This window comes from Aeromonas sp. INTO2 (genome assembly GCF_049860605.1).
GTDB lineage: Bacteria > Pseudomonadota > Gammaproteobacteria > Enterobacterales > Aeromonadaceae > Aeromonas > Aeromonas caviae.
This window is the reverse complement of sequence record NZ_CP187588.1, coordinates 1,406,514-1,423,107: the sequence shown is the minus strand read 5'-3', so window position 1 is coordinate 1,423,107 and position 16,594 is coordinate 1,406,514. Positions and strand designations below refer to the sequence as shown.

14 protein-coding genes are annotated in these 16,594 nt (G+C 63.2%); 9 read left to right on the top strand and 5 right to left on the bottom strand.

Features of this window, described 5'->3' with window-relative positions; all coding sequences use genetic code 11:
- Window positions 1-71 precede the first annotated feature (71 nt).
- Both ACPW74_RS06720 and ydiJ read right to left on the bottom strand, forming a co-directional pair.
- A complete protein-coding gene (locus tag ACPW74_RS06720; protein WP_114522760.1) occupies window positions 72-560 on the bottom strand; it encodes a hypothetical protein in 489 nt (162 codons plus the stop codon).
- Window positions 560-3,616 carry a D-2-hydroxyglutarate dehydrogenase YdiJ gene (gene ydiJ / locus ACPW74_RS06715; protein WP_200163617.1) on the bottom strand — a complete coding sequence of 1,019 codons (3,057 nt, stop codon included), beginning with the start codon at window positions 3,614-3,616 and terminating at the stop codon, window positions 560-562. The genes ACPW74_RS06720 and ydiJ overlap by 1 nt, the downstream gene beginning before the upstream one ends.
- A 169-nt stretch (window positions 3,617-3,785) precedes the next feature.
- Between ydiJ and ACPW74_RS06710 the strand changes: the two genes are divergently transcribed.
- From ACPW74_RS06710 to ACPW74_RS06695, 4 genes are all read left to right on the top strand, one after another.
- Window positions 3,786-4,712: a cation diffusion facilitator family transporter gene (locus tag ACPW74_RS06710; RefSeq protein ID WP_041214996.1), complete on the top strand. Its 927-nt coding sequence runs from the start codon at window positions 3,786-3,788 to the stop codon at window positions 4,710-4,712.
- Window positions 4,713-5,011: 299 nt separating this feature from the next.
- The gene (locus ACPW74_RS06705) at window positions 5,012-6,553 is read left to right on the top strand and encodes a TerC family protein (RefSeq protein WP_103260304.1); all 1,542 of its coding nucleotides are present in this window, start codon (window positions 5,012-5,014) and stop codon (window positions 6,551-6,553) included.
- 175 nt (window positions 6,554-6,728) lie between these two features.
- Complete coding sequence (locus ACPW74_RS06700) at window positions 6,729-7,838, top strand: alkene reductase (RefSeq protein ID WP_201925971.1); 1,110 nt, start codon at window positions 6,729-6,731, stop codon at window positions 7,836-7,838.
- Between the two features lie 140 nt (window positions 7,839-7,978).
- Entirely contained in the window at window positions 7,979-8,965 is a 987-nt protein-coding gene (locus ACPW74_RS06695; RefSeq protein WP_223919293.1) for a zinc-binding dehydrogenase, read from the top strand.
- A 74-nt stretch (window positions 8,966-9,039) separates the two neighbouring features.
- Here the strand turns inward: ACPW74_RS06695 and ACPW74_RS06690 are convergent, their stop codons facing one another.
- Window positions 9,040-10,059: an adenosine deaminase gene (locus tag ACPW74_RS06690; RefSeq protein ID WP_201890110.1), complete on the bottom strand. Its 1,020-nt coding sequence runs from the start codon at window positions 10,057-10,059 to the stop codon at window positions 9,040-9,042.
- A 201-nt stretch (window positions 10,060-10,260) separates the two neighbouring features.
- Here ACPW74_RS06690 and ACPW74_RS06685 point away from each other — a divergent pair, with 201 nt between their 5' ends.
- The 5 genes from ACPW74_RS06685 (at window position 10,261) to ACPW74_RS06665 (ending at window position 14,810) form a co-directional block, all read left to right on the top strand.
- Window positions 10,261-11,010, top strand: a complete 750-nt coding sequence (locus ACPW74_RS06685) for an HAD-IIA family hydrolase (protein WP_010675115.1) — start codon at window positions 10,261-10,263, stop codon at window positions 11,008-11,010.
- 141 nt (window positions 11,011-11,151) lie between these two features.
- The gene (locus ACPW74_RS06680; RefSeq protein WP_041213049.1) at window positions 11,152-11,520 is read left to right on the top strand and encodes a cupin domain-containing protein; all 369 of its coding nucleotides are present in this window, start codon (window positions 11,152-11,154) and stop codon (window positions 11,518-11,520) included.
- Between the two features lie 206 nt (window positions 11,521-11,726).
- Window positions 11,727-13,391 (top strand): asparagine synthase B, encoded by a 1,665-nt coding sequence (asnB, locus tag ACPW74_RS06675; protein WP_279981456.1) that lies wholly within the window; start codon window positions 11,727-11,729, stop codon window positions 13,389-13,391.
- Window positions 13,392-13,558: 167 nt separating this feature from the next.
- On the top strand, window positions 13,559-14,059 hold the full coding sequence (locus tag ACPW74_RS06670; RefSeq protein WP_279981457.1) for a thioredoxin family protein: 501 nt from the start codon (window positions 13,559-13,561) through the stop codon (window positions 14,057-14,059).
- A 127-nt stretch (window positions 14,060-14,186) separates the two neighbouring features.
- Window positions 14,187-14,810, top strand: coding sequence for a glutathione S-transferase family protein (locus ACPW74_RS06665; RefSeq protein WP_279981458.1), 624 nt, complete (start codon window positions 14,187-14,189; stop codon window positions 14,808-14,810).
- 72 nt (window positions 14,811-14,882) lie between these two features.
- On the opposite strand, the gene maiA is transcribed toward ACPW74_RS06665, so the two are convergent.
- Window positions 14,883-15,521 (bottom strand): maleylacetoacetate isomerase, encoded by a 639-nt coding sequence (gene maiA / locus ACPW74_RS06660; protein WP_010675120.1) that lies wholly within the window; start codon window positions 15,519-15,521, stop codon window positions 14,883-14,885.
- 69 nt (window positions 15,522-15,590) lie between these two features.
- Window positions 15,591-16,589 carry a fumarylacetoacetate hydrolase family protein gene (locus tag ACPW74_RS06655; RefSeq protein WP_279981459.1) on the bottom strand — a complete coding sequence of 333 codons (999 nt, stop codon included), beginning with the start codon at window positions 16,587-16,589 and terminating at the stop codon, window positions 15,591-15,593.
- Window positions 16,590-16,594 lie beyond the last annotated feature (5 nt).

Below are 16,594 nucleotides of genomic sequence, written 5' to 3'. Positions count from 1 at the left end.
CAGCAGTGTCGGCGAAAAAGGCGCAAAAAAAAAGATGCCCACGCCGGGGCATCTTGCATCGAGATTGACCCTCACCAGGGATAGGTCACCCCTGGCCACTCGCCCCAGAGCTGGTCGCGCCCCGGCAGACGCGGCTCGGACCAGCGCCATACCTTGCCGAGCCAGGCGCGCAGTTCGGCTTCGAGTTCGCTGTCAGTGAGCGGCGCCTCGGCCACCTTCCAGAAGAAGAGCTCCACCTGCACCTCCGGCAGCACCGATGGATAGAGGTAAACCCCGCCCCAGAAGCGGGGCTCCCTGTCCGGGCTCCAGAGGCCATAGGCAAAGGAGCGCTTGGCCAGGAACTCGGAACGTTGCCACTCCAGATCGGCCTCGTGTTGGCTCAGGCTGAAACTGGCGGAAGGCCACACATCGTCCGGGCGAAACAGCTGATGAAGCTGCTCGCGCTCGCGCAGGATGGCGACAAACTCCACCACGGCCTGGGACGGCGTGGTGGGGAGCAACAGAAAATGCGGGTGCCGATAGGCCTTTGGCACCCGGAATCCCTTGGGAAAGTGGAGCATCAGAGCAGTTCCAGCAGGGCCTGCAGCGGGTGCTTGAGCTTCTCCCCCTCCATCCGCTTGACCTGGCTGCGGCACGAATAGCCGGTGGCCAGGCAGCGAGCCTTGGGCAGGCGTTCAAGAGGCTCGGCCCAGCTCAGACCGTAGATCCCCTTGGAGTTCTCCACCTGTTTGGCGTCGTGACCATAGGTGCCCGCCATGCCGCAGCAACCCACCGACACCGGCTGCAAACGCGCACCGAAGCGGCCGAACAGGGTGCTCCAGTCACCGTGGGTGGTGGGCTTGGCGGTCTTCTCGGTGCAGTGGGCAAACAGATACCAGGGGTCGGCGGCAGCCTCTCCCCGCAGCGGCAGCGCCTCGGCAGGCAGGGAGAGCAGCCACTCCTGGGGCAGCAGCACCTGGAAATCACCGCGGGCGGGGCCGAGCGCCTTCACGTACTCATCTCGATAGCAGAGCACCAAAGAGGGGTCGACCCCCACCATGGGGATGCCGAGGGCCGCCACCTTGTTGAGGAACTGGGCGCTGCTGGCTGCGGTGCGGGCGAAGGCGCGCAGGAATCCCTTCACGTGCTGAGGCTTGCCGTTGGGTTTGAAGGGCAGCAGGTAGGGCTGATAGCCCAGCTTGCTGGCCAGCTTCACCAGGTCACGCACCACGGGGGCGTCGTAGTAGCTGGTGAAGGGATCCTGCACGATGAGCACCACTTTTTGGCGCTGCTCGGGGCTCATGGCCTCCAGGCCCGGCAGATCGAAATAGCGGGCGCGGTGATCCCGCAGCTCCTCGGCCAGGGTCGGTACGGAGAGCAGCGGCACATCCACCATGCCGATGCTCTTCTCGGTCGCCTTCTGGGCCCACTCTTTTTCGAGGAAGAAGTTGACCAGTTTCGGCGCCTTGGCCAGCAGGGGCGCATAGCTCTCTACCGTGCCCACGAAGTAATCCTTGGGGCCGCGCAGATAGCGGCTGTGATAGAGCTGCATGAAGCGGGCGCGGAAGGTGGGTACATCCACCTTGATGGGGCACTGGCTGGTGCATGCCTTGCACGCAAGGCACCCCTCCATCGCCTCCATCACCTCGTGGGAGAAGTCATACTCGCCCCGGGCGCGGGCCACCGTATTGCGGAACTTGTCGACGATCTGCTTGAAGCGCAGACCGCCGCTTTGCAGCGCCACCTCTTCGGCAAGGGGATCGAAGCCCTGCTCCGACAACTGGCGCAGCCATTCACGCATCAGGCCAGCCCGCCCCTTGGGGGAGTGACGGCGGTCGCGGCTGATCTTGACCGAGGGGCACATGGGGGAGTCGGTCTCGAAGGTGAAGCAGAGACCATTGCCGTTGCAATCGAGGGCCCGGGTATAGCTCTCGCGCACGGCAATCGGGATCTGGCGGTCGAACTTGCCGCGCTTGGGCCCGTCCACCGAGACAAGCGAAGCGCCGCTGCCATAAGGCATGCAGATCTTGCCCGGGTTGATGCGGTTGGCCGGGTCAAATGCCCCCTTGACCCGTTGCAGCTCTTCCCACAGCTCGCCGAAGAAGGCGGGGCTGTATTCGGAGCGAAAGCCCTTGCCGTGCTCCCCCCACATCAGGCCGCCGTATTTGGCGGTGAGCGCCACCACCTGATCCGAGATGCGCCGCAGCAGCACCTCCTGCTCCGGATCGCACAAGTCCAGCGCCGGGCGCACGTGCAGCACCCCGGCATCGACATGGCCGAACATACCGTAGTCAAGGCCGTGAGCGTCCAGCAGGGCGCGAAACTCCATGATGAAGTCCGCCAGGGATTCCGGCGGCACGGCGGTGTCTTCGGTGAAGGCCACCGGCTTCTTGCGCCCCTCGGCGTTGCCGAGCAGCCCCACCGACTTCTTGCGCATGCCATAGATGGTCTCGATGCTCGGCAGGTGGTCGCACACCTGATAGCCAATGATCCCCGCCTCCCCCCTGGCCAGCAGGGCGTCGATGCGCCGGCACAGCTCCGCCACCTTGGCCTTGTGCGCATCCTCGTCGGTGTCGGCAAACTCGACGATGTTGAGCCCCTGCAGATCCTTGCCCGGCACATCCTGGATGAGATCCTTTACCGAGTGCCAGATGATGTCGGCGCGGGCCAGTCCCAGCACCCGGGAGTCCACCGTCTCCACCGACAGCGCCTCGGCCTCAACCATAAAGGGGGCATTGCGCAGAGCCGACGGGAAGCTGTCGTACTTGACGTTGACGAGCGTGCGGTAGCGCGGGATGGGGGTGATGTTGAGCCGGGCTTCGGTGATGAAGCCCAAGGAGCCTTCCGAGCCGCACAGCACCCGGCTCACATCCAGAGTGTCGGTATCGGGCTGATAGAGGTGCTTGAGATCGTAACCGGTCAGAAAGCGGTTGAGCTTGGGGAAGGTGGCTTCGATGTCGGCGCGCCGCTCGCGGCCGATGCGATAGAGGGTGCGATAGATCTCCCCTTCACGGGTCTCGAGGGCCAGCTTGTCCGCCAGACGCTGACCGGTCACCGGCTCGGTCGCCATGAGATCGCCGTTTTCCAGCACGGCCTTGAGGCCGAGCACATGATCCGAGGTCTTACCGTACACCAAGGAGCCCTGCCCCGAGGCATCGGTGTTGACCATGCCCCCCAGGGTAGCGCGGTTGGAAGTGGAGAGATCCGGCGAGAAGAAGTAGCCGTGGGGCTTCAAATAGGCATTGAGCTGGTCTTTGACCACCCCGGCCTGGGCCCGCACCCAACCCTCTTCCAGATTAATTTCCATGATCTGGTTCATATGGCGCGAGAGATCGACGATAATGCCGCCGCCCAAGGATTGGCCATTGGTGCCGGTACCGCCGCCGCGAGGGAAGAAACTCAAGGTTGCGTACTCGGGCCCCTGGGCCAGCTTGAGCATCACCGCAATATCGTCCGCGCTGCGCGGATAGAGAACCGCCTGAGGTACGACCTGATAGACGCTGTTATCCGTCGCCATCGCCAACCGGCTTGCATAAGACTTTTCGATATCACCACGAAATGCTGATCGCGCCAGCAACTCAAGAAACTGCAGGGTTGTAGGTGACAAACTGTCCTGGTAATCGAGTCTCGGGATCATGAATCCTTGTTCCCATCCTTTGCTTGATGCCGGCATTCCGGCGACAACGACCGTTCGGACCTGCCTCTTTGCGGGTGTCCGAACCAGTCCGCTCACATGTGAGCGGGCAGTATATCAGCTAGAAAACCGCTTGCGCGCGCAATCTTCACCATTTGAAAGGAGGACTTTTATGGCTCACTACAGCCATGTTATCAGTACGCTTATTCGCACCGAAAAACAGGCGCTGACCCTGTCGCTGTTTGGTTGCATCACCTTTGCCATTTTCGGGATCGGCTATGGTCTGTTCGTCGGTTCCAACGCCATCATGCTGGACGGCATCTTCACCCTGTTCAGCATGGGCATGACGGGCCTTGGGCTCATCACCGCCTACCTGGTCACCCGCCCCTCCGACGCCCGTTTCCAATACGGCTACGCCCACTTCGAACCCATCGCCAACGTCATCAACGGCGCCATCATTCTGCTGCTCTGCCTTGGCGCCCTCTATGGCGGCATCACCTCCCTTCTGGCGGGCGGACGAGAAATAGATCTCGGCCACGCCCTCATCTATGCCGTCGTCTCCACCTTCTTCTGCGGCATCCTCTATCTCATCGAGGCCGACGTGGCCGAGCGGGTCAACTCCGAGCTGGTGCGGGTGGACTCCAAGGAGTGGCTGGTGGATACCCTGCTCAGCGCCACCCTGCTCATCGGCTTTCTGGTCGCCATCGGGCTCGATACCCTGGGTTACGGCCACTACAACCGCTATATAGACCCGGTGCTGGTCTCGCTGCTGGCCCTGTGTGCCACCCTCATTCCCATCAAGGTGCTCGGTCGCAACCTGCGGGAAGTGCTAAAAATTGCCCCCAAGGGGGATGTTTCCCGGCTGGTGGCCAGCGAAGTCGAAGCCCTGCGCCTGCGCCATGGGGTCGAGTGCTACAGCCACCTGGCAAAAAGCGGCCGCCGCTTCGATCTCGAGCTCAACATCCTGGTGGCCCCCGGCCAGGAGTGGCCCGTCGAGCGCCAGGATGCCCTGCGCCAGGAGCTCTGGTCCCGCCTCGGCGACACCCTGGGAGACGCCTGGCTCTCGGTCTGCTTCACCCGCGAGAAACGCTGGTTGTAAGCCGCAAGGCGGGGCTTCCCTGGCAAGCCCCGCCTGTCCCTGTTGCCCTGTTGGGCGAGCGCCTCCCCCTGCGCGTCCAGACCCCCTTGCCAAATGGCGGCGAGTCGTTATCATCAGGGCTCACTTTTGACCCGAGGTTTTATTGCCCATCATGGACAATCCCCGAAGTAGCCCTTCGTCTTTTCCCATCAAAGCCTATCTGTACCTGCTCAACCAACGCCTCTGAAGCGATCGTCTCCGTCACCACGGCCACGCCGTGACCACGATTCACTGCATCTGTCTTCATTGAGGTCAATCACATGGAATTCTTGCTGGACCCGTCAATCTGGGTCGGTCTGCTTACCCTGATCATCCTGGAAATCGTTCTCGGGATCGACAACCTGGTCTTCATCGCCATCCTGGTGAAAAAACTGCCCCCCGCCCAGCGGGACAAGGCGCGCATCATCGGTCTCTCCCTGGCCCTGCTGATGCGCCTGGGACTGCTCACCATCATGTCATGGCTGGTCACCCTCACGGCTCCTCTGCTGCACATCTGGGATCACCCCTTCTCCGGTCGGGATCTCATCCTGATGGGAGGCGGCCTCTTCCTGCTGTTCAAGGCCACCTCCGAGCTGCATGAGCGACTCGAGGCCAAGCCCGAGGAGCAAGGCGGCACCGGCGTCTATGCCGGGTTCGGGGTGGTGATCGCTCAGATCCTGGTGCTGGATGCGGTCTTCTCCCTGGACTCCATCATCACCGCCGTCGGCATGGTGGATCACCTCGGCGTCATGATGGCGGCCGTGACCATTGCCATGGTGGTGATGGTGCTCGCCTCCAAGCCCCTGACCCGCTTCGTCAACGCCCACCCCACTGTGGTGGTGCTCTGCCTGAGCTTCCTCTTGATGATCGGCTTCAGCCTGGTGGCGGAGGGCTTCGGCTTCCACATTCCGAAGGGCTACCTCTACGCGGCCATCGGCTTCTCGGTGCTCATCGAGTTCTTCAACCAGCTCGCCCAGCGCAGTGCCCTGCGCCATGAGGCGCGCCAGCCCCTGCGCGAGCGCACCACCGCCGCCATCTTCAAGCTGATGGGGGGGAACAAGCGCTCAGCCCACCCGCAGGAGGACGAAGAAGAGGTGCAGGCTCAGCCCCTGCCCCCTGGTTTCGGTGAAGAGGAGCGTTACATGGTGAGCGGCGTGCTGTCGCTGGCCGAGCGTTCCATTCGCACCATCATGACCCCGCGCTCCGAGATGGAGTGGATCGACGTGAGCGACAGCGAGGACGAGATCCGCGCCCTGCTGCAACGGGCCCCCCACAGCCTGTTCCCGGTCTGTGACGGGGAGCTGGACGAGATCATCGGGGTGGTCAAGGCTCGGGATCTGCTGTTTGCCCTCAACGAGGGGCAATCCCTAGCAGCACTAGCCAGACAGAACGAGCCCGTCATCGTGCCCCAGACCATCAACGTGATCCGGCTGCTGGCGGAGCTGCGCCAGGCCAGGGGCAGCCTCATTCTGGTGGCGGACGAGTTTGGCGTCATCCAGGGGCTGGTCACCAACCACGATCTGCTGGAGGCCATCGTCGGCGAGCTGCCGGACGAGGACGAGACCCCCGATGTGGTGCGCGAGGGCGAGCACTGGCTCATCCACGGCACCACCAACATCCACCAGGTGGAGCAGACACTGAACTGCGACGGTCTGGTGAGCGAGAGCGACGAGTACGTGACCCTGGCGGGCATGTTGCTCTCCCACTTCGGCAGCCTGCCCGACGTCGGTCAGCAGTTGCACCTCGGCCAGTTCTGCTTCGAGGTCATGGCCGTGAGCGAGCGGCGCATCGAGCGAGTACGGGTCACCCCACTCTCCCCCTGATCATCGGTGGCAATGCAGCAAAAGAGGGCCTTTGGCCCTCTTTTTTCTGGCCCGAGCCCGGCCCCTCCCGCGCCATTGCTGCGATAACGGCAATTCTCTTCTGCAATACCCCCTCTTTTTCACAATAACAATCCCCTCTAGAGTCACCTCACTCCCAAAGATTGAGGAATCCATCATGCACCACGATCCCCTGTTCTGCCCCCTTCGCCTCGGCCAGCTGCACCTTGCCAACCGCATCGTCATGCCCCCCATGACTCGCTCCCGCGCCAGCCAGCCCGGGGACGTGGCCAACGCCATGATGGCGACCTACTACGCCCAGCGTGCCGGGGCCGGCCTCATCATCAGCGAAGGCACCCAGATAGATCCCCTGGGCAAGGGCTACGCCTGGACACCGGGCATCCACAGCGCCGAGCAGGTGGCAGGTTGGAAGCAGGTAACCGATGCCGTCCACGCCGAGGGTGGCATCATGTTCGCCCAGCTCTGGCACGTGGGCCGGGTCACCCATCCTGACAACATCGGCGGCGCCCAGCCCCTCTCCTCCTCCGCCATCCAGGCCAAGGGAGTGAAGGTGTTCGTCGACAACGGCAGCGATGCCCCGGGGTTTGTGGAGACCGTCACCCCGCGCGCCATGACCCAGGCCGACATCGACGCCGTGGTGGGGCAGTTTCGCCGGGCCGCCCGCAACGCCATGGAAGCGGGCTTTGACGGCATCGAGTTGCACGCCGCCAACGGCTACCTCATCAACCAGTTCCTCGACTCCGAGTCCAATACCCGCACCGACGGCTATGGCGGTTCGCTCGAAAACCGGCTGCGTTTCCTCAAAGAGGTGACCGAGGCGGTCTGTGACGAGATCGGTCCCGACCGGGTCGGGGTACGCCTTGCGCCCCTCACCACCCTCAACGGCACCGTGGATGCCAACCCCCAGGAGACCTATCTGGCCGCCGCGCGCCTGCTGGGCAAGCTCGGCGTGGTCTATCTGCACGTCGCCGAAGCGGACTGGGACGACGCCCCCCTGATGGCGGAGAGCTTCAAGCAGGGGCTGCGCGACGCCTTCCCCAACACCCTCATCTACGCCGGCAAGTACGATGGGGAACGCGCCCGCGCCGCCATCGAGGCAGGCTGGGCCGACATGATTGGTTTCGGTCGCCCCTTCGTGGCCAACCCCGACTTGCCGAACCGCCTGCGCCACGGCCATCCGTTCGCTCCCCATGATCCCGCCACCCTGTTTGGCGGCGGCGAGAAAGGGCTGACTGATTACCCCGTCTATGGGGCAGAGCGGACATAAGGCGGCTCGCGCCGAACGCCTTATCGGGCGGCCCCCACCAGCGTGGGGTCCGCCTGGTTGTCTTGCCAGTGCAACAACAACTCAAGACATTGTTACGCCATATGACTCAATCTGCGCTCCCTCTCTTTCAAGGAGTCACCATGACCCATACCCAGGCCTGGTGCTGGCACGCCCCCGGCGAACCGGACCAGCTCACCCTCACCCGGCAAGCGCTCCCCACCCCCGGGCCCGACGAGGTCCTCGTCGCCAACCGGATCATCGCCTTCAATCCGGTGGACTGGAAACTCATCGAACAGGGTCATCCCCACTGGCAGCCAGGCCATGTGCCCGGCGTCGATGGCATGGGCACCCTGGTGGCTTTGGGGGCCAACGTCACCCACCTGCGCCCCGGCACCCGGGTCGCCTATCACACCGACTTGCGCCACGGCGGCAGCTTTGCCCGCCACACCCTGGTGCCGGCTCGCGCCCTGATGCCGGTGCCCGATGCCCTGAGCGACGAGGCGGCCGCCGCGCTCCCCTGCCCCGGCCTCACCGCCTGGCAGGCGCTGGCCAAGCTGCCGCACCTGCACGGGGAGGCCCTGCTCATCTCGGGGGCTGGCAGCAGTGTCGGCCGCTTCGCGGTGCAACTTGCCCTCCAGAAGGGGGCCCGCGTCTTTGCCAGCGCCAGCCCGCGCCACCACCAGTGGCTCAAACAGCTAGGCGTGCAGGGGGTGGCGGACTATCGGGATCCCGACTGGCTGGCCCAGTTGCAGGCCGCCAACGGCGGTGAACCCTTCGAGGGGATCATCGATCTGGTCTCCAGCCAGCAGGCAGAAGCCTTGCTGCCTGCCCTTGGCTATTACGGCCACATGGTGACGGTGCTCGGGCGCATCGCGCGCAACCCGCTGCCCGCCTTTAGCCATTGCCACTCGTTGCACGAGATTGCCCTCGGCGCCCAGCACGCCTTTGGCTCGGACAAACAGTGGAGCCGTCTGGTAGCGGCCGGTGTCGCCATGATGGCGCAGATGGCGAGCGGCGAGCTGACCCTGCCGCCGCTGGTGGTGGGCGACTTCGACGCCCTGCCCGCCCTGCTCACCCGCGTCAAGCAGGAGGGACAAGGGGAAAAGTATCTGGTGAGGGTGGGTTGATACCCGCCCAACGATGGCACAAAGAGGCCCGCCATGGCGGGCCTCCTCCATTCAAGATGTGCAAGGCGGCCTGCTCAGTGCAGGCTCACCCCGTGCAGGGCGGCATGGAGGCGAATGTCCCGGGTCAGACGCACCTTGTCCGCGAGGCTCAGCCAGCTCGCCTCCACGGCATTGAGACTGAGGCGGCACAGCTGCTCCTGGCTGGCGACAAGCCCGTCGGCCAGGGCCTGGAAGTTGGCCCCCAGGTATCCCCCGAAATAGGCGGGATCGTCGGAGTTCACGGTGACGCAGAGCCCCTGCTCCAGCAGCCTCAGCACATTGTGGTGGGCCATCTGGTCAAACACCCTGAGCCGCACGTTGGAGAGGGGGCAGACGGTGAGGGGCAGCCGTGTGTCGGCAAGATAGCTCAGCAGCGAGGGATCCTCGACGCAGCGCACCCCGTGATCGATGCGTTGCACCCCGAGCTCCCGGATCGCCTGCCAGATGTAGTCCGCAGGTCCCTCCTCGCCGGCGTGGGCCACCACCGGCAACCCCAGTTCCCTGGCCCGGGCAAAGACCCGGGCAAACTTGCTGGGCGGGTTGCCCTGCTCCCCCGAATCGAGGCCGACCCCGTGCAGGCGCACCAGGTGCGGCATGGCCTCTGCCAGGGTGGCGAATGCCGCCTCTTCACTCAGGTGGCGCAGGAAGCTCATGATGAGCCGCCAGCTGATGCCAAAGGCTGCTTCGCCAGCCTGCAACGCCCGCTCGATGCCCCCCAGCACGGTGGCAAAAGGCACGCCGCGGGCGGTGTGGGTCTGGGGAGCGAAAAAGATCTCCACGTGCACCACGTGATCGGCAACGCAGCGCTCGAGATAGGCCCAGGTGAGGTCGAAGAAGTCCTGTTCGTGGATGAGCACGCTGGCGCCGAGGTAGTAGAGATCGAGGAAGGATTGCAGGCCGTCGAACTCATAGGCGGCGCGCAGGCTGTCGACATCGGGCCAGGGCAGCGCCACCCCGTTGCGCTGGCCGAGGGCGAACATCAGCTCGGGTTCGAGGGTCCCCTCGATATGCAGGTGCAGTTCCAGCTTGGGCAAGCCGGCAATAAAGTGCTCCATGATGACGGCTCCATCGTCAGACTCCGTGCGGACACCACCGGGGCGGCGCCCTCTCTTCGCCTTCATTGCGCACCCATCTGGCCCGCCGGAGGAGACTTGTCATCAAAGGGCCTTATAATGGCGGCACAAAAACCATAACCGATTGAAGAGACGAACAGAGGGATGCCCTGTCCCCGCTCTTGCGCCCTACAAGGAGAATTCATGAAGAAAAACGTCATCTGTGACATTGACGGCGTCATCCTGCACAACAACGATCTCATTCCCGGCGCCGACCGCTTCGTCCACCGCCTGCTGGAGCAGGGCAGCAAGCTCCTGTTCCTCACCAACTACCCGGCCCAGACCCAGAAAGATCTGCAAAACCGCTTCCGCTCCGCCGGAATAGAGGTGCCCGAGGAGTGCTTCTACACCTCCGCCATGGGCACCGCCGACTTTCTCAAGCGCCAGGATGGCAAGAAGGCCTATGTGATTGGCGAAGGGGCCCTGACCCACGAGCTCTATAAAGCCGGCTTCACCATCACCGACATCGACCCGGACTTCGTGGTGGTGGGAGAGACCCGCAACTACAACTGGACCATGATGCAGCAGGGCGCCAAGTTCGTGGATCAGGGGGCCCGCTTCATCGCCACCAACCCCGACACCCACGGCCCCCTGATGTACCCGGCCTGCGGCGCCCTGTGCGCTCCCATCGAGCGGATGACCGGCAAGAAGCCCTTCTATGTCGGCAAGCCGAGCGCCTGGATCATTCGCGCGGCTCTCAACCGGATGGAGGCCCACTCCGACGACACCATCATCATCGGCGACAACCTGCGCACCGACATCCTGGCTGGCTTCCAGGCCGGTCTCGAGACGGTGCTGGTGCTCTCCGGGGTGAGCAAGGTGGCGGACATCGACCGCATGCCGTTTCGACCGAACCACATCTTCGACTCCGTGGTGGACATCGACATCGTCTGATCCCGGGTGCCGCCCTTCCGGTAGCCTTCAGCCTGCACGGGCCCCCTTGGCAAAGGGGGCCCGTTTCGTTTAACGTAAGCGCAACATCGTTAAACAAACTAAACGGGAGCAGGATGCTCCTTCGCCACTCAAGGACGCACCATGAAGAGCCTGAACGACTGGATCCTGCTGGACAAGCACACTGTCTCCCCCACCCCGCTGATGCCAGCCCCCGAGCGCATCAGGGCCGGAACGCCGAGCCAGACGGCATGGAACCACTACTCCGACCCGAGCCAGCAGTTTCACGTGGGCTTCTGGGCTTGCGAGCCGGGCTGCTGGGCCGTTCACTATACCGAACACGAATACTGCCAGATGCTGGAAGGGGAGGCGGTGATCCACGACGAGCAGGGTGGCCGGCTGCACCTCAAACCAGGGGATCAGTTCGTCATTCCCGCCGGTTTTGTCGGGCAGTGGGAGACCCTCACCCCTTGTCGCAAGCTCTATGTGATCTTCGAACCCGCCGCGACTTGACGCGCACGTCAACCCTGACCCTCTCTCTTCAGGCGGCCGGACGGTCGCCATCCCCTGGCGCAACTTGACGCTTACGGCATGATTTTCTGCGGTTTTCCCGCTTGCAAAAGGGTTTTCCGCTAGGCATTGTGATTGGCGAGGAATGTAAATGGAATTTCGAGCCCAAACGTGGGGGGCTCATATAAAAATCAAGAGGATTACCGCCAATGTGTTCTATTTTCGGCATTCTGGACATCAAGACCGACGCCACTGCCCTGCGCAAATCGGCCCTGGAGATGTCCAAGCGACTGCGTCACCGCGGGCCTGACTGGTCCGGCGTCTACAGCTCCGACAAGACCATCCTGGTGCACGAGCGCCTGGCCATCGTCGATCCGGGCAACGGCGCACAGCCTCTCTACAACCCCGAGCGCACGCACGTATTGGCCGTCAACGGCGAGATCTACAACCACAAGGAGCTGGAGAAGAACCTCAAGGTCGACTTCCAGTTCCAGACCCACTCCGACTGTGAAGTGCTGCTGGCCCTCTACAAGGAGAAAGGCCCGGCGTTTCTGGACGATCTGAACGGCATCTTCGCCTTCATCCTCTATGACGCCGAGCAGGATACCTACCTGATTGGTCGCGACCACATGGGGATCATCCCCCTCTATACCGGCCGCGACGAACACGGCAACTTCTATGTCGCCTCCGAGATGAAGGCCCTGGTGCCCGTGTGCAAGAGCGTCGAGACCTTCCCGCCGGGACACTACCTGTGGAGCAAGGATGGCGAGCTTAAAACTTGGTACAAACGTGACTGGATGGAGTACGCGCCGGTCGAGCACAACGTCAGCGACAAGGCCGAGCTCAAAGCGGCCCTGGAAGCGGCGGTCAAGCGCCAGCTGATGTGCGACGTGCCCTATGGCGTGCTGCTCTCCGGTGGTCTGGATTCGTCCGTCATCTCCGCCATCACCAAGCTCTATGCCGCCCGCCGGGTGGAAGACGATGGCAAGAGCGAAGCCTGGTGGCCCCAGCTGCACTCCTTCGCCGTCGGCCTGGAAGGGTCGCCGGATCTCGCCGCCGCCCGCAAGGTGGCCGATCACCTGGGCACCATCCACCACCAGATCCACTTCACCGTGCAGGAAGGGTTGGATGCCCTGCGGGACGTCATCTATCACCTCGAGACCTATGACGTCACCACCATCCGCGCCTCCACCCCGATGTATCTGATGGCCCGCTACATCAAGGCGATGGGGATCAAGATGGTGCTCTCCGGCGAAGGCTCCGACGAGCTGTTCGGCGGCTACCTCTACTTCCACAAGGCCCCCAACGCCCGTGAGTTCCACGAGGAGAACGTGCGCAAGCTCGCCTCCCTGCACCTCTATGACTGCCTGCGGGCCAACAAGTCCATGGCCGCCTGGGGTGTGGAAGGCCGCGTGCCCTTCCTCGACAAGGAGTTCATGGACGTGGCGATGCGCCTCAATCCCGCCGACAAGATGTGCGGCAAGGGCAAGATCGAGAAGCACATCCTGCGGGAAGCATTCGAGGATCTGCTGCCCCATGAAGTGGCGTGGCGCCAGAAAGAGCAGTTCTCAGACGGCGTGGGCTATTCGTGGATCGACAGCCTGAAAGCCATGGTCGAGGAAGAGGTGACGGATCAGATGTTCGAGGCCGCGGCGTTCCGCTTCCCCGTCAACACCCCGCTCACCAAGGAGGCGTACTACTACCGCGCCATCTTCGATGAGCACTTCCCGCTGGAGTCCGCCGCCCGCACCGTGCCCTACGGCAAGTCGGTCGCCTGCTCCACCCCGACCGCGCTCGAATGGGATGCCAAGTTCAAGGAGATGGCCGACCCCTCCGGTCGCGCCGTGATGGACGTCCACCAGCAGGGTTATTGATCGCCTCTGACCTGAATACAAAGCCCCTCTCGAGGGGCTTTGTTGTTTTCTGCCATTCCATTGCCGCTTTTTGCCTTTCCCTTCCCTGTTTGCGGCTTGGCGCAGGAAACGCCTCGTGTCACATTGTCTGCGCCTGGAAGCAAAGATAACGACACAAGGAAGAGACCATGAAACGACTGTTACTGCCCCTGATACTGGGCACCCTCCTTTTCAATGGCGCCGCCTGCGCGGGCGACCACCTCTGGAGTCAGAGCCTGCCCGCTTACAGCCAGGGTTATGACGAGACGCGGGATCCGGCCCGCGATCTCGCCGCCGCTACCGCCAAGGCCAGTGCCGAGGGCAAGAAAATCCTGCTGCTGGTGGGGGGCGAATGGTGCAGCTGGTGCCAGGAGATGAACCGCTTTCTAGACCGGGAACCCGATCTCGCCGGCCAGCTCAACCGCACCTTCGTGGTGGTCAAGGTGAACGTCAGCGAGCAGAACAAGAATGAATCCTTCCTGAAAGCCTATCCCGAGTATCTGGGGGTCCCCCACTTCTACGTGCTGGATGCCAAGGGCAGGCTGCTCGAGTCCTTCAACACCGGGCTGCTGGAGAAGGGGAAGAGTTACGACGGGGAGAAACTCGGCAAATTTATCGCCTATTTCCAGCCAAGGACCACCCACGGCTGACTCGCCAGTCCATAAAACAGGGCCCCGCACGGTCAGTGACAGTGCAGGGCACTGATGGCTACCAAACAGGGAAGTGGCATGTCTGCGACAAACAGGCCATCCATCACCCCGGACAAGGACGAAAAAGATGTTGCGAATACTGGGCAAGGCGTCGTCAATCAATGTGCGCAAGGTACTGTGGACTTGCGCCGAACTGGCCCTCCCCTTCGAGCTGGAGGAGTGGGGATCCGGCTTCAGACCCACGGACACCCCGGCGTTTCTGGCGCTCAACCCCAATGCCATGGTGCCCGTCATTCAGGATGAGGATTTTACGCTGTGGGAGTCGAACACCATCATCCGCTACCTGGCGACGCGCCATGGTGCCAATGTACTCTATCCCGCCGAGGCGAGAGCCAGGGCCAGGGTCGATCAATGGATTGACTGGCAGGCATCGGACTTGAACACCGCCTGGCGCTACGGCTTCCTGTCGCTGGTGAGGCGCTCCCCCCAGCATCAAGACCATCAGGCCCTTCACGCAGCTTGCCTGCTGTGGTCTCACTGCATGGAGATCCTGGAGAGACAGCTTCAAACAACCGGAGGATATGTGGCCGGTCCGCACTTCTCGCTGGCAGACATTCCCATGGGGCTGTCAGTCAACCGCTGGCTGGAGACGCCCTATGATCGCCCGTCGCTACCCGCCGTGGACGACTACTACCAGCGACTGAAAGAGCGGCCGGGGTTTCGACGCTATGGGGCCAATGGCACGCCCTGAGGCGAGCAAGATAACCCGGGCAAGGAAAGAGACGGCAGACCGGGCCAACGCACTGGCCCGGTCTGCACAGCTTCAGGGCTGGGCATCCGGCTGATTGGCGGGGGCAGCCTTGATAAAGGCCTGCAACTGCTCGCAGTTGGCGACGATGCGCGCAATGGTGGGGTAGTCATCCAGGGTCATGTCAAAGCGGCGGGCATTGTAGACCTGGGGCACCAGCATGCAGTCCGCCAGGGTGACCTCGTTGCCCACGCAATAGATGCCGGCGGTGGTCATGAGAAGCTGCTCCAGCGCGGTAAAGGTCTCGTCTATCCAGTGGCGATACCAGGCATCCCGCGCCATCTTGCTCTGCCCCAGCTCCTGCTCCAGGTAGTGCAGCACGCGCAGGTTGTTGAGGGGGTGGGTGTCACAGGCGATCATGTTGACTATCTGGCGCACCCGGGCACGTTCGATGGGGGCAGACGGCATCAGGGGGTAGGCGGGATAGGTCTCGTCGAGGTACTCCATGATGGCCACCGACTGACCCAGATGCACGTCATCGTCCACGAGAAACGGCACCAGCCCCTGGGGATTGACCCGGCGGTAGGCCTTCTCCTTCTGCTCACCCTGCCGCAAGTTGACCGGGTGTTGCTCATAATCGAGCCCCTTGAGTTGCAGTACCAAACGCACGCGAAAGCTGGCCGATGAGCGCCAATATCCAAACAACTGCAGCATAGTGTGTCCCTGTGGTGGCAGGTGTCTGCCACCTGCCGTGTCGCCCGCCCCTCCAGGGATCGGGCTCTCCTAGATCGCCCGCTCGGCCGTTGCTTGCGTGACCCGCTGCAAAATGGTGCCAAACAGACTCATCCCGTTGCGATCCTGCATCGCGATGGACACTGTATCACCAAAGCGCAGAAAGGGTGTAGTGGCTTGACCTGACTCGATAATTTCCAGCATCCGCCGCTCGGCAAGGCAGGAGGATCCCCGGCTTCTGTCGTAGTTGGAGACGGTGCCCGAGCCGATGATGCAGCCCGCCCCGAGCGGCCTTGTCTTGGCGGCATGGGCAATCAGCTCATCAAAGTTGAAGGTCATGTCCACCCCGGCGTCGGGCTGCCCGAACAGGGCGCCGTTGAGGTGGGTCACCAGGGGCAGGTGGACCTTGCCATCGCGCCAGTCATCCCCCAGCTCGTCCGGGGTGATGGCCACCGGCGAGAAGCTGCTGGAGGGCTTGGACTGGAAGAAGCCGAAGCCCTTGGCAAGCTCCCCGGGAATGAGGTTGCGCAGGCTCACGTCGTTGACCAGCATCAAGAGTTTGATGTGGCTCGCCGCCTCCTGCGAACGGGTGCCCATGGGCACGTCGTCGGTGATGACGGCCACTTCAGACTCAAAATCGATGCCCCACTCCTCGGAGCCCATCACGATAGGACCACGGGGCGGCAGGAAGCTGTCAGAGCCTCCCTGATACATCAGGGGATCGTGCCAGAAGCTTTCTGGCATGTCGGCGCCGCGGGCCTTGCGCACCAGCTCCACGTGATTGACGTAGGCACTGCCGTCAACCCACTGGTAGGCGCGGGGCAGCGGGGAGAGGCACGCCTCCTCATCGAAGGGGAAGGCGTCGGGGCAGGCGCCCTCGTTGAGTCGCTGATAAACCTTCGCCAATTGCGGCGCCACTTCGCCCCACTGGTCGAGGGCCGACTGCAGGGTCGGGGCAATGGTCGTCACGTGGACGGCGCGCGCCAGATCGCGGCTCACCACCACCAGGGCGCCGTCGCGCTTGCCATTGTTCAGGGTTGCCAGTTTCATATCGA